Annotated in this window: 17 protein-coding genes; all 17 read right to left on the bottom strand. The window is 51.7% G+C overall.

Going from position 1 to position 20,665, the window contains the following annotated elements:
* Positions 1-51 precede the first annotated feature (51 nt).
* Entirely contained in the window at positions 52-459 is a 408-nt protein-coding gene (locus DESPIGER_RS12880) for a helix-turn-helix domain-containing protein (RefSeq protein ID WP_156831637.1), read from the bottom strand.
* Between the two features lie 242 nt (positions 460-701).
* Positions 702-2,249 carry an LTA synthase family protein gene (locus tag DESPIGER_RS04710; RefSeq protein ID WP_072333709.1) on the bottom strand — a complete coding sequence of 516 codons (1,548 nt, stop codon included), beginning with the start codon at positions 2,247-2,249 and terminating at the stop codon, positions 702-704.
* Positions 2,239-4,434 carry an SDR family NAD(P)-dependent oxidoreductase gene (locus DESPIGER_RS12625; protein ID WP_083575304.1) on the bottom strand — a complete coding sequence of 732 codons (2,196 nt, stop codon included), beginning with the start codon at positions 4,432-4,434 and terminating at the stop codon, positions 2,239-2,241. The genes DESPIGER_RS04710 and DESPIGER_RS12625 overlap by 11 nt, the downstream gene beginning before the upstream one ends.
* Positions 4,435-4,452: 18 nt before the next feature.
* On the bottom strand, positions 4,453-5,541 hold the full coding sequence (locus DESPIGER_RS04695) for a CgeB family protein (protein WP_072333706.1): 1,089 nt from the start codon (positions 5,539-5,541) through the stop codon (positions 4,453-4,455).
* Entirely contained in the window at positions 5,526-6,806 is a 1,281-nt protein-coding gene (locus tag DESPIGER_RS04690; protein ID WP_072333703.1) for a glycosyltransferase family 4 protein, read from the bottom strand. The genes DESPIGER_RS04695 and DESPIGER_RS04690 overlap by 16 nt, the downstream gene beginning before the upstream one ends.
* Before the next feature lie 4 nt (positions 6,807-6,810).
* On the bottom strand, positions 6,811-7,770 hold the full coding sequence (locus tag DESPIGER_RS04685) for a polysaccharide deacetylase (protein ID WP_072333701.1): 960 nt from the start codon (positions 7,768-7,770) through the stop codon (positions 6,811-6,813).
* A 112-nt stretch (positions 7,771-7,882) separates the two neighbouring features.
* Positions 7,883-8,428 carry a hypothetical protein gene (locus DESPIGER_RS04680; protein ID WP_072333698.1) on the bottom strand — a complete coding sequence of 182 codons (546 nt, stop codon included), beginning with the start codon at positions 8,426-8,428 and terminating at the stop codon, positions 7,883-7,885.
* Between the two features lie 7 nt (positions 8,429-8,435).
* On the bottom strand, positions 8,436-9,500 hold the full coding sequence (locus DESPIGER_RS04675) for a glycosyltransferase (protein ID WP_072333694.1): 1,065 nt from the start codon (positions 9,498-9,500) through the stop codon (positions 8,436-8,438).
* Positions 9,493-10,485: a hypothetical protein gene (locus DESPIGER_RS12875; RefSeq protein WP_156831636.1), complete on the bottom strand. Its 993-nt coding sequence runs from the start codon at positions 10,483-10,485 to the stop codon at positions 9,493-9,495. The genes DESPIGER_RS04675 and DESPIGER_RS12875 overlap by 8 nt, the downstream gene beginning before the upstream one ends.
* Positions 10,486-10,568: 83 nt before the next feature.
* The gene (locus DESPIGER_RS04670; RefSeq protein WP_156831635.1) at positions 10,569-11,093 is read right to left on the bottom strand and encodes a hypothetical protein; all 525 of its coding nucleotides are present in this window, start codon (positions 11,091-11,093) and stop codon (positions 10,569-10,571) included.
* A gap of 153 nt (positions 11,094-11,246) precedes the next feature.
* Positions 11,247-12,560, bottom strand: a complete 1,314-nt coding sequence (locus DESPIGER_RS04665; protein ID WP_072333689.1) for a nucleotide sugar dehydrogenase — start codon at positions 12,558-12,560, stop codon at positions 11,247-11,249.
* Between the two features lie 21 nt (positions 12,561-12,581).
* Positions 12,582-13,724, bottom strand: a complete 1,143-nt coding sequence (glf, locus tag DESPIGER_RS04660; protein ID WP_072333685.1) for a UDP-galactopyranose mutase — start codon at positions 13,722-13,724, stop codon at positions 12,582-12,584.
* 76 nt (positions 13,725-13,800) lie between these two features.
* Complete coding sequence (locus DESPIGER_RS04655) at positions 13,801-15,960, bottom strand: glycosyltransferase family 2 protein (protein ID WP_083575303.1); 2,160 nt, start codon at positions 15,958-15,960, stop codon at positions 13,801-13,803.
* Positions 15,961-16,005: 45 nt separating this feature from the next.
* The gene (gene wecC / locus DESPIGER_RS04650; protein ID WP_072333678.1) at positions 16,006-17,202 is read right to left on the bottom strand and encodes a UDP-N-acetyl-D-mannosamine dehydrogenase; all 1,197 of its coding nucleotides are present in this window, start codon (positions 17,200-17,202) and stop codon (positions 16,006-16,008) included.
* Positions 17,203-17,204: 2 nt separating this feature from the next.
* Positions 17,205-18,323 carry a non-hydrolyzing UDP-N-acetylglucosamine 2-epimerase gene (gene wecB, locus DESPIGER_RS04645; RefSeq protein ID WP_072333675.1) on the bottom strand — a complete coding sequence of 373 codons (1,119 nt, stop codon included), beginning with the start codon at positions 18,321-18,323 and terminating at the stop codon, positions 17,205-17,207.
* A 29-nt stretch (positions 18,324-18,352) separates the two neighbouring features.
* Entirely contained in the window at positions 18,353-19,531 is a 1,179-nt protein-coding gene (locus tag DESPIGER_RS04640; RefSeq protein WP_072333672.1) for a hypothetical protein, read from the bottom strand.
* Between the two features lie 12 nt (positions 19,532-19,543).
* Positions 19,544-20,629 (bottom strand): chain-length determining protein, encoded by a 1,086-nt coding sequence (locus DESPIGER_RS04635; protein WP_162273867.1) that lies wholly within the window; start codon positions 20,627-20,629, stop codon positions 19,544-19,546.
* Positions 20,630-20,665 lie beyond the last annotated feature (36 nt).

The raw sequence follows: 20,665 nt of genomic DNA, 5'->3' as shown, positions 1-20,665 counted from the left end.
TAAATAAAATAATTTTACCTATACATTAATATTGTATTTGTGTAATAAAAATCAATTATGATGTATATTGTTATGTAGGATAGTATTATCAATAAGGAGCTTTTTGTTTTCAAGTAAAAGATAGCGTCTATCTTCTTCCATTTTTTCAATGAGCTTTTCCATCCACGTACAGTGTGGACATCCCGGCAACTGGATAGGTTGTCCATCATAGTCACGGGGAGGAACGTCATTAGGTTTGTCTCCCACTCCCCCCTGATATCTGGGACCTTCTCCCGTAAGGAGCCATTTGATTTCAATATGCTCCAATACGCAGATCGTCATAAGAATTTTTGCATTGGGCGAGCTTCTGTCATGTTCATAGTTGACCAAGGCACCTTTGCTGATACCCAAAAAATTAGCAAAGACGTTTTGAGAGCGGCTGCCACGAACAGCGCGAATACGTTTTCCAAGAGTCGTCATATTATTCTCCTGTATTTTGGGGGGAATTCCCTTGCGTCGTAGGGATGCATCCACTATATCCTTGATTCTTTCGTGGGAATAGAAAATCCGTCTTGTTGTTTACTGTGAATAACGATAATTCAGAATTTTAATAAAATGATTATCTGCCAGATAAGTCATAATAATATTTATCTAGGACTATTGACATCTATTGTCAGCTAAAAAATTTTCCTAATATATTTTATTGTCATGTAAATTAAGATCTAATGCTGAATAAATATGTTGTTTTCTATTAACAATTTTAATGATAGGTCATGAATTTGGAGATGGTGCTCCGTGCCCAGTATTGTTGAAGAGTGATATAATTTCTGTTGAATATCGCGTGCATATAGGTTTTTCCATAAGAAATACGGTACCTCTTTTGGATCTCGGAGATTTTTATAAACTTCAGGCATGATAGGAACGTGATCACCGTAAAAACAGAAGGAAATAGGTAGTGATAATTTATTAAATGTCGTGTGCAACATAGATAACATTGTGTCTGCATTTTTGAGATGATAAAGATAATTGTCGAGATCTTTATATATTTTATTGAGTGGTGTTGAATAAAATTTTTCAACTTTCATGTCTGGTATATGGTCAAATTGCAAAGGACCGTGATTCTCCATAGTGATCGCAAATATAAAAAGAGGGTCTGTGGCGCCTTTCAAAAGGGCAAGGATCTTCTTGGCTACTTCTATGTCACTGATGTAGGCTCCTGCTCGCTGTGCTCCCTGAAATGCGCCGATATCAAGGAAGGTATCAAATCCCAGACGCGGCAAGACGTATTTTCGTCCGTAGAAATTTCCCCAGTAGGGGTGAACGCAGACAGTACGGTAGCCCATTTTTTTCAGGAACAGGGGCAGGGCGTCTACCGACCATCCACGCGCAATGGCCCGGTAGGGATTGAAACGGTGAACGCCAAGAGCCTGCGCGGCAATCCCCGTCAGAAAGGAAAATTCTGTGCGTATGGTATTGGCCCCCCAAGCGGGCACATCCAGGGGGCCGTAACAAGCAGCTTCCATGCGCAACGCATCAAAAGTCTGCAGGATATCAGGCCGGATACCCGCAAACAGGTGACGGGCATCGAAAAAGGATTCGCTCTGTATGACGATCAGGTGAGGACGCGGACGCGTCGTCACGGTCGCAGAGGCAAAGGGCGACCGCACATGAGGCAACGTGCGTGAGGCCAGGGCATAGAGCCAGAGTGACGGCAGGAGCCCCAGGGTCTGCAAATCCTTTTCCGGGTCAAAGACAGCAAGCGAGGCATGATTGCGCTGCCGCGAGAGCAGAACCGCTGTGCCCAGCAGCAGGACAAGGGATCCACCAAGCTGGCCCTGAAGCGAGAAACGGGACGCGGGAGGCTCTTCCATCCAGAAACCCAGCAGCGCCAGTACAAAAAACAAGGCCGCCAGGCAGAAATTCTTCAGCCCGAGAAAGGGTAGATACAGACGGGGAAAGCGTAGCGTATCAAGGAAATAATCATAGTCCTGAGCAATAAAAGGTTCTCGCAGACTTTTGTATTTTGCATTACTGACGACCGTCAGCGTTATCAGAATGGCCGATACTGCAACGAGGGCGCACCATGGTCGTCCGAGAATCAGGATAAAGAGCGTATAGCAGAAGCACCACAGGCAGATATGCAGCAGCCATGCGCTGCCAGGACGAAAGAATCGGGGCCGGGGATGTAAAAAACGTTCTATGGCAACGGAAAGAATGAGTCCCATGAAGCCCGTTGTCCACACCTGCAGGAAGGCACTGTCAACGATCATAGCCGAACATCCTTGCTATGGGCATGGCCAGACAGGCGGGCAGGAGCGACAGTCCCCATATCCCGAGATTGAGCGGGAAAGGAAAGGAGATGCGTGCCCGGTCAAGCGCAAGGCCGCGCCGGATGCGCCGGGCGGCGCGTTCCGGCTGCCAGAGGAAGGGTTTGGGGCCCGGCATGGCCGCACACATGGGAGAGGACACATAGCCTGGCAGGATCACGCTGACACGGATGTGCTCAGAGCGCAGCCAGCCGCGCAGAGAAGTGCCGTAGGCTTTAAGACCTGCTTTGGTGGCGCAGTAGGTCGGCGTTGCAGGCAGACCGTAGTAGGCTGCAAGGGAACTCACGATGGCGAGCTGGCCGCCGCCTCTTTTACGCAAGGCGGGCAGCGCCCCATCCACCAGAGCCATGACGGAAAGCAGGTTGACTTCCACCAGACTCCTGACATCGGTAAAAGGTTCTCCTTTGCCGTGTGGGCCGATATTGGTGTTCAGCCCCGCATTGGCAATGATGAGATCCGGCGTGTGTTCCGCGCAGCAGGCAGATATCCAGCGGCGGAGCTCATCGGTTTTGCGCAGGTCAAGAGCATGTGTCTGGACATCGGCTCCTTTGGCCTGGCAGCGCACGGCAAGATCTTCCAGAACACCCTGTCGCCGTCCGAGCAGCACGAGCTGCATGCCTGGAGCCGCGTATTCCAGCGCCAGAGCGCTGCCCAGCGCCCCGGTCGCCCCTGTAATGAGCACACTCCCTGGCTGGAAGCGCTTTCTATGATCACTCCACGAAAAGAATAGCGTGAGGGAAAAACCGGAGGAGGCAAGGCCGCTGTAGAGGGATATCCAGTAATTCTCGTCCCATAGTCCTACACTGAAAGAGGCAAGCCCATAGCACAGAGAAAATGCTTCCAGCCAGACGAGCCGTCTGTTGATGGCAGGATGGCGTATCTTCTGGCGGCCACAGCCCTTGGGAGTCCGATGGAACGAGCCGTCGATCCCTGCGGCTACTTGGACGGCAGCACTGAAGTAATAAAGGGAAAGGGGAAAGTGCATGATGACATAGCCGAAGGCACTGCCGAGACGCCGGATAAAGGAAGCTCCTTGGCTGCCGTTGGCTGTATTGTACCAGGCCCAGATGATAGCTGCTCCCAGAAAGAGGGTACAGCAGACGTGGAAAAAAAGACCAGGCCGGAACAGCAGGCCCACAGGCAGGCAGAGCAGCAGGACGCAGAAAAAGGCGGCCAGGAGCAGGGAGGAGAACATGAGTGAGAGTGCGTACAGTCGTGCCAGAAGAGGCATGGAAGTCGCGAACATCTGCCGTACATGCCGCGCGGCATTCTGAATGAGTCCCCGTGCCCAGCGCTGGCGCTGCACACGAAAGGCTGCCATTGATTCGGGGAATTCGGCTTTGGAGGTCACATCGCGCAGCCAGACGTATTTCCAGTTTTCCAGTTGCGCTGCATAGCCCATATCCACATCTTCCGTAATGGTCGCCGTGCTGATACCGCCGATGGCCTCGATACAGCTCCGGCGCCAGACGCAGGACGTCCCGGTGAGCGATGCCATGAGGCCCTCCCGGGAGAGCCCCGAGGTCACGTCTTCCTTGTGTCCGGCCTCCATAGCCTGGAAACGCGTTAGAAAGGTGGCGTTTCTGTTGACATGTTCGATACCGGTCTGGAGGAAACCTACCCTGTCATCCGCAAAGCAGGGCATGACCTTGAGCAGGAAGTCAGCGGGAGGCAGGCAGTCCGCGTCAAAGATGGCGATGAAGTCGCCGCAGGCCAGGGTCAGACCGAACCTGAGATTGCCCGCTTTGTATCCAATGCGTTTTTCCCGCCGTGCGTGTCTGATGGGGACACCTTTGGCATGGTAGCGGGCGACGCGTTTTTCCGCCAGCTCATAGGTCTCGTCTGTGGAGTCGTCCAACAGCAGGATTTCCAGACGTTCCCGGGGATATTGCAGGGCGCAGGCGGCGTCAATGATCTTATGGACGATTCGTTTTTCGTTGTAGACAGGCAAAAGCACGCTGACCATAGGCCACTCTGCGATGTCTGAAGCAGAGGAGGAAGACATGGTGATAAAGTGCACTGCTTGATTCTTGTTGGCATTGCGTACGGAGCGAGCCTCAAGAAGCGTATAGAGAAGAAACAGGACTGCCATAATAGCGATGACTGCCTGCACGATCAAAAAAAACATGTCTGTACCTAAAAAATTTTAAAAGTTGACGGTATCTGCCAGCTGTTCAAGCCTGTGTTGCCAGGTATGAAGGCTGCGGACGTAGGCCGCACCGGCCGCTGCCCTCTCCTTGTCTTCAGGGGCAGGGCCTGCGGCCAGGCGGGTAAGCAGCTCCCGTGCCTGAGGGGCATCATGCACAATATGGCAAAAATCCCGAAAATAGCGTTCTACAACCGGACTGCTGTTGGTGACGAGGATACCACCGCAGGCAAGGATCTCCAGCAGGCGTCGCGAGTACATGGTTTCGGAATCCGTGATGGAATTGACGTTGAGCGAGATTGCGTAATGCTTGTATACCGCCCCTGTTTCCGTATAGGGCACTCGCGGATGCAGATGCAGGCCAGCATCGGCAGGAAAACGGAACTCAAGGAAGTGGGACAGCCTGTTGCTGTTCCTGTCATACACATGAAGGGGCATGGCGATGCGTTTACATGCCTCGAAGATCATGTCCAGGAACTGTCGTCTTCCGTTAAGGATATACCTGTAATAACTGCCAACGAAACAGGCCTCGTTCCTGACAAAGGAAAAGCCTGTGAAGTGGTGGAACGCCGGCTGGTAGGGCATAGACAGGACGCCGACCGTCGTATCGGGGGGAACTTCCTTCCGATAACGCGGCACACAGCTGCTGTCAGTCGTAAAGACATGCTGGAAATTATTACGCGCCACATCAATAAAGGCATCAAAAAAAGCACCGTCATCCTTGTTCCAAAATACCGTGGGAATCCCCAAATCCCGGGCATACCTGACCAGAGCGAAGATGGCACCTGGCCTGTACCAGTTGATATAGCGGGGCTGCTTGGCGAGCATGTAGCGCCATTCCCCTGCAACACCATGAAATGCAGACTCTACGAACACAAGGTCAGGACGCCAGTTGCGGAGGATATCCTTATAGTTCTGTGGCGTCATACAGCGGACACGGGTATCGACAGACAGGCTGACGGCCGTAAAAAAATCCGTCACAAGCGCGATCTTGAGGCGGCCGAAGGGACCTGGGCGAAGTGTGTCCTGCGGGACGACAGGATGGTGATAGACAAAATGTCCTATGGTACGGATCAACGCACCAAGCATATCTCTTCTCCGAGGATGTACGGGACGAAGTGTTTCCACTGGCGGCATGAGATGATGCGTTCCCTGCCCTTGCGGGCCATCGTGGCGCAGCGTTCGGGATTTTCAAGGGCGGTGGCCAGCACCTGTGCCAGATGGGCGGCGTCTCCCGGGCGGAAAAAACAGCCCGCATCTCCGGCTTCATCGTGGAAAAGAGGAAGATCCGGGACAATGACAGGTTTTTCCAGAGCCATGGCTTCAGCCAGCTTGAGGGGGGGGACGATTTTGCAAACTGTGAATGGCCTGCGCGGGATGCAGACCAGTGTACAGCGGGAAAGGCGGGCGCGGGCATCTTCCGGTGAAAGCCTGCCGTAAAAGCGCACGGCGTCATCAAGGCCAAGTTCCGTTGTCAAATGTTCCAGGGCTTCGTGGGCTTCCCCGTGTCCCGCGATCTCCAGACGCGTCGCCATGCCGGACTGCCGCAGCTGGCGCAGGGCATGGAGCAGGGTATCCAGCCCCTCATAGTTGATGAGTGAACCCGCATAACCGATGGTGAGCGGCTCTGCGGGCAGATGCGTGGGGCAAATGCGCCCGGCATCCACGCAGTTGGGCAACAGGTGCAGGCGGTCTTCGGGGATGCCCCAATGTTCCCGCGCATAGCGGCCGAGCTGGGTGGAAATGACAAAGACTCTGTCAGCATGGGATGCCACAAAGCCTTCCAGCGCCAGACCGAGCTTGAAGTTGTGCGACTGCGCGAAGGCTGGTTGCCGCGCGATGCGGGTTAGCTCCCACAGGCCGCGCATCTCGTACTGGAAGGGGATACCCAGACGCCGGGCGGCCAGGAGCGCGGGCAGGGCGTTGACATGGTTGGACGCGGCATGGATACAGGCCACACCCTCCTGCCGGGCGTAACGCTCCAGCACGGTGGCCGCCTGCGCTGCATAGATGGCGGTCAAGCGGTTATTGCGCGGAGTGCGGGCATGGACATAGCGCATGCCGTCCCGCAGAGTGTATTCCGCTTCGGGCAGGCAGAGGCTGTCGCGCCTGTCCCAGGGATAGCCCGTGCGGGTGATGACGCGCAGATCAGCGCCACTCTCTTTCAGGGCGCACAACAGTTCATGCGTACGCGAGGTATAGCCGCTGACATGATAGGGCAGACAGCTGGCCGCCACATACAGGATGCGTCCAGGCACCGGCGTCACAGGACGCCCGGGCTTTGCCCGGTGCAGCAGCAACTGGAGCAAACTCTTTGTCAGGCAGCTGTGCAGCTGTGAAAAGGGATTTTGCATGATATCAGGCCTTCTTGCTTGCCGGGAGTTCGGCTTTGTCCATGGACTCGGTATGCGTGAGGGCAATTTTGCCGCCCTGGATCAGGTCCAGCAGTTCCGCCGTAGTGATGACGTCATAGTCTTTTGTCAGGCACTTCAAAAAGCTGCGATAGCCTTCAATGCGTGCATCGTCCTTGTAGGTACCGTGACCGTTCTCGTCCCAGTACATCAGCGACCAAGAGTGCAGCAGAAAGACCATGAACGGCGTCCGGTGGCTGACGCTGCCCGGTAGAAACGATGCCCACCAGGGACGATAGCGGAAGAATTTCGACTGCGGATACTGGAGCCTTGCCCACCAGTTTTTTTGCAACCGGGGCAAGATGTATTTTTCCGACATGGGGATTTCTATCACCCCGTTTTCCCAGCGGAAGGGGATATTGGTCGGCAGACTGTGCAGACACTGCTGATTGTTGACCGCGCACATGGAGTTATTGAAGGACAGGGGAATGTTGTACTTTGCCAGGGCGCGGAGGGTCCCGGCGTTCCAGCGGAAAGAGCCGGCGCGGAACGCACGCAGGGGCCTGCCGAGGATGCCGGCAAGCATGCCGCCGAAATAGTCTATGACAAAATCATCCTTGTCATCCGCATACTGGTTCATGAAGCGCGGACGGTATTTGAAATGGAACTCCGGCCAAAAGTCTTTCGGCAGATACTCGGGATGCGCGTGCATCTCTACATCCTGGCCGTCATGGTCCAGCCAGCGTACTACTTCCTCAATTTCGTCACGCCGTGCGTACGCACCGCACATATCCACAAAAAAGACATGCTTGGCACCAAATTCATTGCCGATGCTACTTATTTCGCGCACACCGGCCGTACCATTGGCATGTTCGCCCCAGATCAGACGGCGCACATGATCCGTTTCTGCCCGATTGGGCAGAGCTTCGGTATCCACTGTCAGAACGACATATCTGTCTTTGCTCATATCGATCAGCTCGTTATTGCACTATATGTTAAGGTCGTACCGGTCCCGGATCATGGCAGCAGGCCGGATGTTTCGGCATGGATACTTCAAAAGAAAGGAGTAAGAGTGCCCGTTATGATGGGATAAGCTGCGCAAAGTCTTCCGCAGCGCACAACCCGGCCGACAGAGGGACGGCCACAGCCTCACGGTAGCGCCAGGCCAGATAGTGTTGTTTGCGTTCAGTGTAATCCGGGCCCGTACCGGAAATCTCCGGCAGATATTCCACCAGCCAGCCCAAACGGGAATAGAAGGCGAAATCCGCCAGCGCTGTCACCAGCACGGGCGCATATGCCAGGCGTGCGGCCAGCAGACGCTGCAAACCGCCGCAGGCCGCGCGGGAGGTGGTTTTGTCCGGCACATCCGACCAAATGAGCAGAATTTTGTTCCCGGATGCCGGTGCATGCTTGAGACCTGCCTGCCAGACCTGCTTTTGATAGCGGGCGCGGCTCAGACCCCAGACCCGCAAAAGACGTCCCAGTTTTTGGGAACAGCGTTTACTGAGTTCAGGCGCGGGCTTTTGCGGCAGCAGCTCATAGCGCACCAGCAGGGGCCATTCCGGGGCGGCTGCCCACTGCCGCAGGCGACGACGCAGTTCTTCTGTTTCGTGTAGCAGGGTCATGGTCTCCTCACTGCTGTGCCAGTTGCCAAATAGCTTCGGCGGCAAGATCGGCCCCGTTGAGAGCGAGGGCGCAGGAAACGTTATCTTTCTGTTCCGTACGCGCCAGCAGCTGTCGGACTGCTGTTTGGGCATCCAGCTCCGTCTCGCACGGGTTGACCACCACCGGCGCATGTGCCGCCAGCATGCGCGCCCGCGCCATCTGATCATCCGCCAGCAAGGTGTTGGGGACGATCAGGCTGGGGATCTGCGCCTGCGCCACCTCGCAGCAGGTATTGTAGCCCGCTGCCCCCACAAACACATCAAACGCCCGCAGATAGCGTGCCAACGGATAGGAGGACAGCGGCTGCACCGTGGCGGGCAGTTCCACATCCCGCACGGAAATGGGCGCGCAGGCCCAAACCGCAGTAAAGCCGGCATCCTGAACTTCCCGTACAAGGCGCAGGCCCGGCCCGCTCACGTCCTTGAGGTTGCCCGGCCCGAGGGAGAACAGGGCATACCGTCCTTCCGGCCGCAGCCCCAGCTGTTCCCGGGCTGCGGCCCGGGACAGGATGTCGTCATCATCCAGCAGCAGCACCGGAGGCACATGCAGCTGGCGTACCCCCTCCGGCGTGTGTTCCTCCCCGGGCGTGCTGCCCAGCTCGCCGGGCCGGATCAGCAGGTCAAAGAGGCTTTTGTCCACGGGGACGGTTTTTGCGTTTTTTTTCAGCAAGCCCCGATTGGACCAGACCAGCTTGAGCGGGCGTCCGTAGGCCCGGCAGGCCGCCAGAAAGCCCTGAAAGGGCCATGTGCCGTCAAAAACCACCACATCCGGCCGGGTGCGCTCCAGCATCATACCGAAGCGCACGGCCAGCTCGCAGTTCCAGTCGTAGGTGGTATTGGCAGACCAGAAGGGCGAGACAAAATAGTCCCCTGTAAAGCCCATCTCTTCCACCACTTCCATGGCTGACGACAGGGAGAAAAAGGTACACTCCGTCCTCTTCCGCAAACGGCGGGCATAGGCCAGACAGCGCGTCAGATGGCCCATACCCGAGCCGTTGACGGGGAAGAAGAGGGTAGAGAGAAGGTTACTCATGCTGCTTGCTAACGCAATAGGACAACCAAAAAAGCTGTGCCCATATCTCATTCACAGCAATTGATAGCTTTTTAATTTCATTCGGAATAGATTGATGTTTAATAAGCTTATCGACTATATAGAGTATGAACTGTAATATTATCTTGTTTTCTTGTGCGTCATGATTTCCAAATGCATGATATAACCATACAAATAAATTTTTATTTTTTTGTATGCCGTACTGTGGTTGCATAGCATATTTTTTCATCAATGGTATTAAATGGTTAATGACATGGACAGAATCTGTATCATTTTGTATAATTAAAGAATTTGATTTTGAATGTACTAGACGGTTTATCAAATTATTTCTGTCAAATTTATCATTTTCGTAAAGATTGATTCCAGTACATGTTATAAAAGCATTCGTGTATGAAAAATTTTTTATATCAATCTGCGGATTTATAGCAACTGCAAAAGTATTTTCCATATAAGTAGAAGCTTGAAGAGCTGCATATCCTCCCCCATTAGAACCATAAAATATGTTATGCGTAAAATTAAATTTTTTATTAATTATACGCACTATATTTGATATGTACTCATAGAGACAGTCATTGCTTGATCCATAGTACCAGCCTAAAGATAGATTTTTATATTTTCTTAACATTGGATCAGATATGTATAATACACTTCCGTCAAATGCCATATTCCAACTCCATCTTTTAAAAAGAGGTACGGAATCTTTAGCATTTTTGTATCCAGATAGTATAATATATAATTTATGATTATTTATAAAATTAAATAAACAATCAAATGTCCATGTATTAACATTTATATTAAATTTATGTGGAATATCTGCAGTATGCTGAAAATCTTCAAAAGAAAAAGATTTCGATTCTCCATCGAGAAGGTTTTTACGTATCTCTGTATTCCGTTGTTTTTTTATACTATCGCAAATTTCTTGATATTGATAAGACGGAATCTTTACGAATTTATCAAATATATGCATCAAATTTTCCTCTATGGCGTGAGTTAGCAAAAAGTAAATTGTTCGTGCAAACTGCTAATTCCAGCGCGTGTTTGGAAACTTATTTATCTATGATAAAGCGTTCCAGTAGCATGTGGAGATAACTCTTTGAATAGCAGATCACATGCCAGCGGATAGGTAGACAGCTGCTGTACCGTGGCGGGCAGTTCTACATCCCGCATGGAAATGGGCACGCAAGCCCAGAGCACGGCAAAACCGGCATCCTGGATTTCCCGTACAAGGCGCAGGATCGGCCCGCTCACATCCTTGAGGTTGCCCGGCCCGAGGGAGAACAGGGCGTAACGTCCTTCCGGCCGCAGCCCCAGCTGTCCACCGGGACGGTTTTGGCGTCTTTTTTCAGCAATCCCCGATTTGACCAGACCAGCTTGAGCGGCGTCCGTAGGCCCGGCAAGCCGCCAGAAAGCCCTGGAAGGGCCATGTGCCAAGACCACAACATCCGGCCGAGTGCGCTCCAGCATCATGCCGAAGAGTACGGCCAGCTCGCAGTTCCAGTCATAAGTGGTATTGGCAGACCAGAAAAGCGAAACAAAATAGTCCCCTTCAAAACCCATATCTTCCACTATTTCCATGGCTGCGACAGGGAGGAAAAGGCACATTCCGCCCTCTCCCGCAAACGGCGGGCATAGCCAGACAGCGCGGAGGAAGACAATGGACAATTTTGATGACTGGAGATATCGTAACTGATAACTAAGTGCTATGCATAGGCATCAAGCAATAAAACGTTACAGTCTCCAGTAGTCGATGCCCGCGGCACGCATGGCCTGCGGGTCGAAGAAGCCCTTTACGTCCATGAGCACGGCCTTGTCGCCGTCCTTGCAGCGGGCCTTGATGTCCTCGGGCGTCATGGCGGCGTAGGCCTTGTGGCTCACGGCCAGCAGCACGGCGTCCAGATCGCGCAGCTGGTCCAGATCCACCAGTTCCTGCCCGTATTCGCGCAGGGCCTCGGCCGGGTCGGCCTCGGCGTCATGCACCAGCGTCACCACGTTGTATTCCCTGAGCTCGCGGATCACGTCCACCACGCGGGTGTTGCGCAGGTCGGGCACGTTCTCCTTGAAGGTGAAGCCCAGAATGCCCACGCGCGCGCCGCTGACCACGTTGCCGTTCCTGATCAGGCGCTTGACCAGGCACTCGGCCACATATTTGCCCATGTTGTCGTTGGTGCGGCGGCCGGCCAGGATGACTTCGGGGTGGAAGCCCATCTCCTCGGCCTTGAAGGTCAGGTAGTAGGGGTCCACGCCGATGCAGTGGCCGCCCACCAGACCGGGACGGAAGGGCAGGAAATTCCACTTGGTGCCGGCGGCTTCCAGCACTTCGAGGGTGTCGATGCCCAGGCGCTCGAAGATGATGGCCAGCTCGTTCATGAGGGCGATGTTCAGGTCGCGCTGGGTGTTCTCGATGACCTTGGCGGCCTCGGCCACCTTGATGCTGGAGGCGCGGTGGATGCCCGCCCTGACCACGGAGCCGTAGACCTGGGCCAGCAGGTCGGCCGTGGCCTGGTCGGAGCCGGAGACGATCTTCTTGATGGTCTCCAGGGTGTGGACCTTGTCGCCGGGGTTGATGCGTTCCGGCGAGTAGCCCACGGTGAAGTCCGTGCCGCAGGTGAGGCCCGATTCCTGCTCCAGGATGGGCACGCAGATCTCTTCGGTGAGGCCGGGGTAGACCGTGGATTCATAGACCACCACGCAGCCCCTGGGCATGTGGCGGCCCACGGTGTGGCTGGCGCCCACCACGGGGGTGAGGTCGGGGGAGCGGTGCTCGTCGATGGGCGTGGGCACGGCCACGATGATCACGGCGGCCCGGGCCAGGTCGGCGGGGTCGCAGGTGTATTCGATCGTGGCGGCGGCCAGGGCCTCGTCGGTCACTTCGTTGGTGCGGTCGTGACCTTTGCGCAGTTCTTCGATGCGGCCGGCGTTGATGTCGAAACCGATCACGTTCATATGGCGGGAAAAGGCCACGGCCAGGGGCAGGCCCACATAGCCCAGACCTACGATTGCTATGAATTGCTTCTTATATATAAGTCCTTCAAAAATACTCATAATAGACGTCCCCAGAAAGTATTATATATTAATTTTTTGTGGATAGATCTGTGTATTAAAGATATGTAACGCATTAGCTACAGCTTTATCCATATCCCAATAGCGATATGCGCCGAGCCGTCCCCCTAGAATCAAACCAGGGATTTTATCTGCTTCTTCAGCATACTTAGAATATAAGCTCCTATTACGCTCATCATTGATAGGGTAATAGGCTTCATTTTGTACATGATAGCTAGCTGGATATTCTCGACAGATAATAGTTTTATTTAGATTAAATGAACTTGTCCGTTCTGGATGATAATGCTTAAATTCGTGAATTCTGGTATAAGGAACATCTAAATCTGCATAGTTGATAACAGATGTTCCTTGAAAGTCACGAAGGTTAATCCGCTCCCATTCAAAACGAAGCGAACGCCATTCTAGCATGCCATATTTATATTTAAATAGTTCATCAGGCATACCTGTATACATAATTATAGCATCGGAAGGAATCATACTTTGAATAGCAGTATAATCACAATTAAGTTTTACAGTAATGTTTGAATTTGATAACATTTTTTTAAACAATGTATGGTATCCATCTTTTGGCACTCCTTGCCATGTGTCACAAAAATACTCCATATTGTAGCAAGTATGAAAAGGCAGACGATTGATAATACTGGCAGGCAAATTCTTAGGGTCGCGTTCCCATTGTTTACGGGTATAGTTTTTAATAAATGCTTCATACAAAGGACGGCCGATAAGTGAGATAGCTTTTTCTTCTAGATTAGATGGCTGATCAACGCAGTCGCGTTGGATTTCAGCGGCAAGAAACGCTTCGGCTTCAGCTGGTGTAAAATTTTTCCCATAAAACTCATTGATAGTGAATAAGTTAATAGGCATGGAGAATATTTTACCATTGTGCCTGGTGAATACTTTATGGCGGTATGAAGTAAATTCACAGAAGCTAGAAAGATACTCCCATACCTCTGAGATGGAAGTATGGAAAATATGTGACCCATAATAATGACAATCGATACCAGTTTCTGCATCAAAAACAGAGTGGCAGTTTCCACCGATATGATTGCGCCTGTCAACAATAGTGACAGGCTCATTCATAACAGAAGCAATACGTTCTGCCATGACGGCTCCCCAAATACCTGCGCCAATGATAAAATATTTCATTATTTCCCCTGTGTGCTTCAAGTATTCTAAATTCGATTTGATGAGTTAGAGCATCTCCAGCATATAACTTGCTAAACTAGCTTTCTCCAGCTAATGAGATCATCCTTCTGTGAAAATAGTTTATATTCCCTCGAGTACACACATTAGTTAAAAGCGCAAAATCAACTGAGGAATAGAATTGTTTTACTCTTTGCTTAGTTTTTCTGTCGCTAGATTTGTTTTTTATGCGTTCAAAATAATCATTACATACCCGCCTCACTGTTTGGGCATGTAATTTATCGAGATTATTTTCTTTTGAGAATTCGAGTACATCAATGAGCCCCAATAAAAGATCTTGGATTTGCACAGTAGTCATTCCTTTTTTTTCAAATCTATAAGCATATACATCATAATCAATATATGTAATATCTCGTGCTGCAAATAAGGCGCGAACCAAGAATGGGGGATCTTGATAGCGTTTATAATCAGGAAATTTTATACTATATCTGTATAAAAGCTTACTTTTATATAAATATGTAGTATAGCCATAATCGCACTGTACCTCAGAATATTCTACCGTCTCATTTTTTCTCTTTAGTGGTGACGGCTTCAGCTTCCCATCTTGGAATTCAACCATATTTCCAGCAACTACATCTAGGTTATTTGCTTTTGCAGCATGATATAGCTTTTCTAGTGAATTAACATTGGGATAGAAGTCATCAGCATCCATAAAAGCAATGTATTCCCCAGTGCAATAATCAAGTCCTAAATTTCTAGCACTTCCTGATCCTCCATTCATCTTATCGAGAATAGATATTCTACAGTCTTGTGAGGCATATTGATCTAAGAGTGTCGATGACATGTCCGTTGAACCATCATTGACGCAGATAACTTCTATTTCTTCTAAAGATTGCTTAAGTATGCTATCTAAGCAAGCAGGAAGGTATTTTTCGTTATTATAAATGGGAATGATAATAGATATTTTTATATCTTTAGTAAAGCCATGCTTCTTTCTGATATAGTGTATCTTGTTATGCCCAACTATTTCTATAAGCCGCTCTAATTCATGTTTTTTTAGCATCTTAGGGTCAAGCTCATTTTGGACTAGTGCCTTTCCCATTTCTTTTGAAAAAAATTTTTTATACATATCCTTGTGGCTATCCGCAATTCGTTTTAATGTAAATGAAAATGATAAAAATTTTCTCAAAGTATAATGACATCTAAAATGTTGAAAAATCTCTTCATTTTTTTCTAGAAATTTTCTTATGAATTCGTATTCATCGGCTGTACAAAATATTTTTTCTTTACTATTAACTGATGAAAGAGGATTATCTTCCCTATGCATATAGAATGACTCTTTTATAAAGTATATTTTTTTTGCTAAGCAAAATGTTTGAAAGTGAAAACCATTATCCTGAAACGCGCTTCCAGGGGTTTCATTGAAGCGAATAGAATTTGCTTCGATAAAACTTCGATTAAAGATACAAGTCTGGTTTGTGATAATTGCCCTAAATATTTTATAATTATCTTTTGGAGTTATACATTTATAATAGTCTTGCTCATCTTCGAGGGAGGTAACAATCCTGAATTTTCTTTTTTTGTCTATGTCCGAAAATTCGGTTAGTGTTGATTTGACTATGTCACATCCAACGTTAACAATTGTATTGTATAGAAACTCGTATGTATTTGGCAGTACGTAATCATCACTTTCGACGATACCAACATAACTACCAGTGGCATTATCAAGGCCAACATTCATAGTATGGCCATAGCCTGTATTTTTTTTATTGATTAATTTTATCCTGGCATCGTTTTTTGCATACTCATTAAGAATTTCGACAGCTTTAGGGTCAGTAGAACCATCATTAAGTATTATTATTTCGATTTCTTTTAGTGTTTGCGATATAACACTATTGATACATTCATGGAGATATTGTGTGTTATTATAAACTGGAATGAGAATAGATACTTTGGGTTGATTATAAAATGCATGTGGATATGGGCTTTCACATGACATAGTATCTTTTAATTTTTTTTTGCACATGATAATATTGGCAACAAAATTGTTGCCTCCAAGCTGTTCTGCAAGTTCTTCATATAAGTTAAGTGCTTGCTCATATTTTTTTTCCGAAAAATAGTAGTAGGCCAATTTTATTTTTGAATCACTGCTATTCTCATTTGATGAACAAGGCTTATCTGAATCAATATTAATAGTATCTTTAAATGAATATGTGGCTGACGTTTTTGAAAATGTCATATTAATTCTCTCCGATTTTCTAAATAATCTCTGATATAGAGTATTTTACACTCTGTTATCATTATGATATTCATTCGAATTTGATATGGTCTTCCCACTAAGTAGGATAACTCTCATCCTCACTACCTCTCTTAGATAGTTAACATCAACTCCAATTGGTGGATTTATAAGTACATGACAATTTAGTACTTGTAATTTCTCAAGAATCTGCACTATCGGGCTATTCCGTAGGTCATCTGTCTCTGGTTTATAGCCAAGTCCACCGATAATTCCTACAGTCACATCCTTGATGCTCTTTTCCGGGTGTTCTTTCAGGTAGTCATCAATAGCCTGCTTGATTTTTTTCACTACCCACAGTGCTTTACTGTCATTGACCTCGCGAGCTGTACGAATGAGCTTTGCCAGCTCCGGTGCACTGTCCACAATGAACCACGGATCCACCGGGATGCAGTGTCCCCCCACGCCGCAGCCCGGTTGCAGGATGTTGACGCGGGGGTGATGGTTGGCAAGGCGAATCAGCTCCTCCACGTCAATGTCCAGTTTGTCGCAGATCATGGAAAGCTCGTTGGCATAGGCGATATTCACATCCCGAAAGCTGTTTTCCGCCAGTTTGCAGAGTTCGGCGGTGCGCACGCTGGTGATGTGGATTTCCCCCTCCACAAAAAGGCGGTAAAGGGCGGCGGCCATATCCGAAGCCGTGCGCGTCAGGCCCCCTACGATGCGGTCATTGTGGACAAGTTCTTCCAGCATCTTGCCGGGCAGGATACGCTCCGGGCAGTAGGCTATCTGCACGTCCGCCTCGTCGCCCGCCTGCTGCGGGAAGGAAAGATCGGGCCGGGCTTCGGCCAGCCATTGGGCCATCTGCTCCGTGGTGCCCACCGGTGAGGTGGATTCCAGGATGATCAGGTTGCCGGTACGCAGGACAGGGGCCAGGGAAAGAGCCGCACTACGCACATAGCTGATATCCGGCTTATGATCTTCCGTGATGGGCGTGGGCACGGCGATAATAAAAGCATCCGCCGCTTCCGGCTTTGTCACGGCCCGCAAGGCGTTGCCGGAGACCTGGGCAAGCAGTTCGGCCAGGCCCGGTTCCAGCGTCTTCACGTTGCCGTTTGTGATCGACTCGACCACATCCTTGTTCACATCCACGCCAACGACATTGCCCATACGGGACGCCAGTACTGCTGCTGTGGGCAGGCCGATATAACCAAGGCCGATAAGAGAAATCGTAGAAAAATGCATGATCAGTGTACCGTTTTTAAAATGCGGGTTATGCGTTGAGCGGCCTTGCCGTCACCGTAGGGGCTTTGCACGGCACCCATGCGGCTGCAGGTCGCAGGGTCGTCCAGCAGCCGGTTGACCTCGTACAGGATATGCTCTCTGTCCGGGCCTACCAGCAAAGCTGTGCCGGCCGCGACGGCTTCAGGGCGTTCCGTGCTGGTTCGTGTGACAAGCACCGGCTTGCCCAGGGCCGGGGCTTCTTCCTGTATACCGCCAGAGTCGGTCAGCACCAGCGCGCAGTGCATGAGCAGATAGACAAAGGCCGGGTAATCCAGCGGCTCCAGCAGAAAGACGTGGGAAAGGTGCGCCAGCAGCCGCCGTACCGGCTCCTGCACATGGGGATTGCAGTGTACAGGGTACACGATCTGCACGTCATCACGACGCGCTACGGCCGCGATGGCCTGGCAGATGGACTCGATGCCGTTACCGAAATTTTCCCGGCGGTGCCCGGTGACCAGCACCAGAGCTTTGTCTCTATCCAGGAAAGAAAAGCGCTTTTCCATCTGCGTACGCAGCGTATCATTTTGGCACAGGCGTTGTTTCATGGACAAAAGCGCATCGATCACCGTATTGCCCGTCACATGGATGCTCTCCGGCCTGATGCCTTCATACAGCAGGTTGTCGCGCGCCTGTGGCGTAGGGGCAAAATGCACATCCGCCAGCGCTCCTGTGAGGCGACGGTTCATTTCCTCCGGCCAGGGGGCGTACTTGTCCCCTGTACGCAGCCCCGCTTCCACATGGCCTATGGGCAGGCGTGCGTAGTAGGCGGCCAAAGCCGTGCCCAGGGTAGTGGTGGTATCCCCGTGCACCAGCACCATATCCGGCCGCCAGCGGGCAAAGACGCCGGCCATGCCGTGCAGTACGTTTTCCGTCAGCGCCTCAAGGCTCTGGTCAGGCCGCATCAGATCAAGGTCAAAATCCGGCCGGATGGCGAACATATCCAGTACCTGATCCAGCATCTGTCTGTGCTGGGCGGTGACGCAGACTTTGGCGTCAAAATAGGGATCGTGGGCAAGCGCGTGGACCACGGGAGCCATTTTGATGGCTTCGGGACGGGTACCGAATACGCTCAGGATCTTCATTGCCTTTTCTCGCAGATAGTTGGGTCGCGCTACTTGCTGGCCGACGCCCCCATGACGACACGCACCACCTGAGACAGGACGGGCTTGTCAGACTCGAAACGCGTGAGCAGGGTTTGCAGCATGTGTGCTGTCTGCACGGCAAGGGCGTCGGATTCTTTTTTCTGCGCTTCCATCTGGCGTTGCAGGGCGGCCTGTGCTTCACGCGCCCGTGCCGCCTCTTGCCGCGCCTGATCCGCCGCTTTTTTCAACTCGGGCAACTGGCTGTTGAGACGTGCCAGTTCCTGCTTGTGTTCCTCACGCTGTTTGCTAAGCTGGGCGGCGAGAGCTTCCTGCTGTTTTTTGCTCTCCTCGGCAGCCTGTTTGAGCTTTGCCATAGCCGCCTGCAGTTGCCCGGCCTCACTCTGCGAGGCTTTCATCATTTTCTGGGCCTGCTGGGCGCGCTCCCGCTTTGCTTCCTGCCGAAGGCGCGCAGCCTGTCGCTCTTCCGAATCACTCATGCTGATATCGTCGGGCAGCATGTCCAGCAGGGCTTCGGCGTTGATGGCGTCATCAGCCTCATGCAGGCGGAAGGCCAGCCATTTGAGCCGATAGGGCCGCGGGTCCGTCTCCCAGGCCAGGCGCGCAAGATCGGCGGCCTGACGGGCATCGGTCAGCATTACCTGCCGGGCCAGTGCCGTATAGGCATTGGCCCGCATCACAGGGGAAAGAAAGACGGAGTCCAGCAGTTTTTCCACAGCTTCGCTACCACCGGCGGCATGGGCGTCCAGCACCTTCTGGAAGCTCTTGCCCCCCAGCGCGGCCGGGGGCACGGTCTGGTCCAGGGCCTTCCACATCTGGCGCAGCTTGAGCGGCAAAGCGATAAAAGCGCCGGCGGAACTGACCCCGTGGATGAGCGTCTCACCCAGACGGGCGGCAAGGCTGTTCGTGCTTTCCACTTGCAGGGCTGCTTGCTGCTGCATCACCAGGGCGCGCAGTTTCAGGTTTTCCGCTAGGGCTTCATTGGCCTGGGGCGGGATGACCGCAACGGAACCATCATCGCTCGCACCGCTGCCTTTGCGCTGCTCGCACTCCTTGAGTTTGTGGTAGTATTTTTCCAGCTCTTCCTGGACCACATGCAGCTGCTCGAACAAAAGCTCGTTTTCTTCCGTCAGTTCCTTGATGCGGGCATCCTTGGCGTCAGCGCCTTGCGTTGTTTCCTGTACAGCCATGACCTTCCTCCTTTAGTCCACATGATCCAGAATGACGGCTTTCAAAAGATTCACGATACCGAGCACAAGCAGCGTAATGCACAGGGTCGCGACCACGCCATAAATGCGGCGCGGCTGCCAGGCGTATTCCGCCAGGACAGGAGCCTGCAATACAGAGACCTGTTTCAGGGCACGGGCGGCGTCCATCCTGCCTTTTTCCAGTGCCACGAGCGACGTCTTGTAAAGATCCTGCTTGAAATTCAGGTCCAGCTGTAACAACTGCTCCTCTTCCATGAGCGAGTTGAGCGGTCTGCCGCTCGTGGAGGCCAGCTTGGCCTGCTCCTGCATGATCTGCCGTTCCACGGCGGCAAGGGATTGTTGCAGGGATTTCCGAGTCGGATGGTTGCGATCCAGATTGCGGGGCAGGGAAGCCAGCTGGGTCTGCAGCTCGGTACGTTGTCCTTCCAGTTTGCCGATGATGGTATGGATGCTCTCCACGGTGGCCTTGGGGGAAACAAGGCCCTTCTGATTCTGGAAATCCAGCAAGGCCTTGCTGGCCTGCAACACCTGGGCGTGCGCCATCGCTACCTGTTTTTCCAGGAACTCCACTTGCGTCCTGGCCAGGGCGTGGCTCATCTCATTCATGAAGCGCTCACCCTCGTTGACCAGCATGTCGGCAATGGCCTTGGCCGTCCCGGCATCATAGGCCTGGGCGCTGATGCGCAGGACTCCCGCATAGTCATCGTATTCTACGGAAACGCGCGAGAGGTAGTGCCGATGGAACCATTCGATGGCGGCGTCCTTGAACCAGAGGCGTGAGGCAAAGTCCCAGCGCGAGTCGCTGTAGTGGGAGCGCAGGTCCAGGGCCGCATCCAGTTTGTTGAGCATGTCGACAGAGAGCAGATGTTCACGCAGCAGCAGCTGGTCCGAACTGTTGGTCTTGCCGATACTGCCCAGCATGGTCGCCAGGTCAAAACTGGGGGCGGAAATCTGTTCCGTATTCTGGACGATGACGATACCTTCCGACACATAGCGGTCAGAAGAAAACAGCCAGTAGCAGATGGTCAGCGCGCTCAAAAGCAGGATGATACGCGCTATCCAGCGAAAGAGTTTTTGCACGCGCAGAGTGGCTTGCCCTTCCTGTGCAGCGGCATC

The sequence above is a fragment of the Desulfovibrio piger genome (genome assembly GCF_900116045.1).
GTDB classification, from domain to species: Bacteria; Desulfobacterota; Desulfovibrionia; order Desulfovibrionales; family Desulfovibrionaceae; genus Desulfovibrio; species Desulfovibrio piger_A.
Note: the sequence above shows the minus strand (reverse complement) of the source record. Positions and strands in the feature narration are given on the sequence as shown.

Excerpts from the sequence above, each read along its gene's own strand:
- DESPIGER_RS12880 (WP_156831637.1), bottom strand. The coding sequence starts at position 459 with ATGACGACTCTTGGAAAACGTATTCGCGCTGTTCGTGGCAGCCGCTCT.
- DESPIGER_RS04710 (WP_072333709.1), bottom strand. The coding sequence starts at position 2,249 with ATGATCGTTGACAGTGCCTTCCTGCAGGTGTGGACAACGGGCTTCATG.
- DESPIGER_RS12625 (WP_083575304.1), bottom strand. The coding sequence starts at position 4,434 with ATGTTTTTTTTGATCGTGCAGGCAGTCATCGCTATTATGGCAGTCCTG.
- DESPIGER_RS04695 (WP_072333706.1), bottom strand. The coding sequence starts at position 5,541 with ATGCTTGGTGCGTTGATCCGTACCATAGGACATTTTGTCTATCACCAT.
- DESPIGER_RS04690 (WP_072333703.1), bottom strand. The coding sequence starts at position 6,806 with ATGCAAAATCCCTTTTCACAGCTGCACAGCTGCCTGACAAAGAGTTTG.
- DESPIGER_RS04685 (WP_072333701.1), bottom strand. The coding sequence starts at position 7,770 with ATGAGCAAAGACAGATATGTCGTTCTGACAGTGGATACCGAAGCTCTG.
- DESPIGER_RS04680 (WP_072333698.1), bottom strand. The coding sequence starts at position 8,428 with ATGACCCTGCTACACGAAACAGAAGAACTGCGTCGTCGCCTGCGGCAG.
- DESPIGER_RS04675 (WP_072333694.1), bottom strand. The coding sequence starts at position 9,500 with ATGAGTAACCTTCTCTCTACCCTCTTCTTCCCCGTCAACGGCTCGGGT.
- DESPIGER_RS12875 (WP_156831636.1), bottom strand. The coding sequence starts at position 10,485 with ATGCATATATTTGATAAATTCGTAAAGATTCCGTCTTATCAATATCAA.
- DESPIGER_RS04670 (WP_156831635.1), bottom strand. The coding sequence starts at position 11,093 with ATGGAAATAGTGGAAGATATGGGTTTTGAAGGGGACTATTTTGTTTCG.
- DESPIGER_RS04665 (WP_072333689.1), bottom strand. The coding sequence starts at position 12,560 with ATGAGTATTTTTGAAGGACTTATATATAAGAAGCAATTCATAGCAATC.
- glf (WP_072333685.1), bottom strand. The coding sequence starts at position 13,724 with ATGAAATATTTTATCATTGGCGCAGGTATTTGGGGAGCCGTCATGGCA.
- DESPIGER_RS04655 (WP_083575303.1), bottom strand. The coding sequence starts at position 15,960 with ATGACATTTTCAAAAACGTCAGCCACATATTCATTTAAAGATACTATT.
- wecC (WP_072333678.1), bottom strand. The coding sequence starts at position 17,202 with ATGCATTTTTCTACGATTTCTCTTATCGGCCTTGGTTATATCGGCCTG.
- wecB (WP_072333675.1), bottom strand. The coding sequence starts at position 18,323 with ATGAAGATCCTGAGCGTATTCGGTACCCGTCCCGAAGCCATCAAAATG.
- DESPIGER_RS04640 (WP_072333672.1), bottom strand. The coding sequence starts at position 19,531 with ATGGCTGTACAGGAAACAACGCAAGGCGCTGACGCCAAGGATGCCCGC.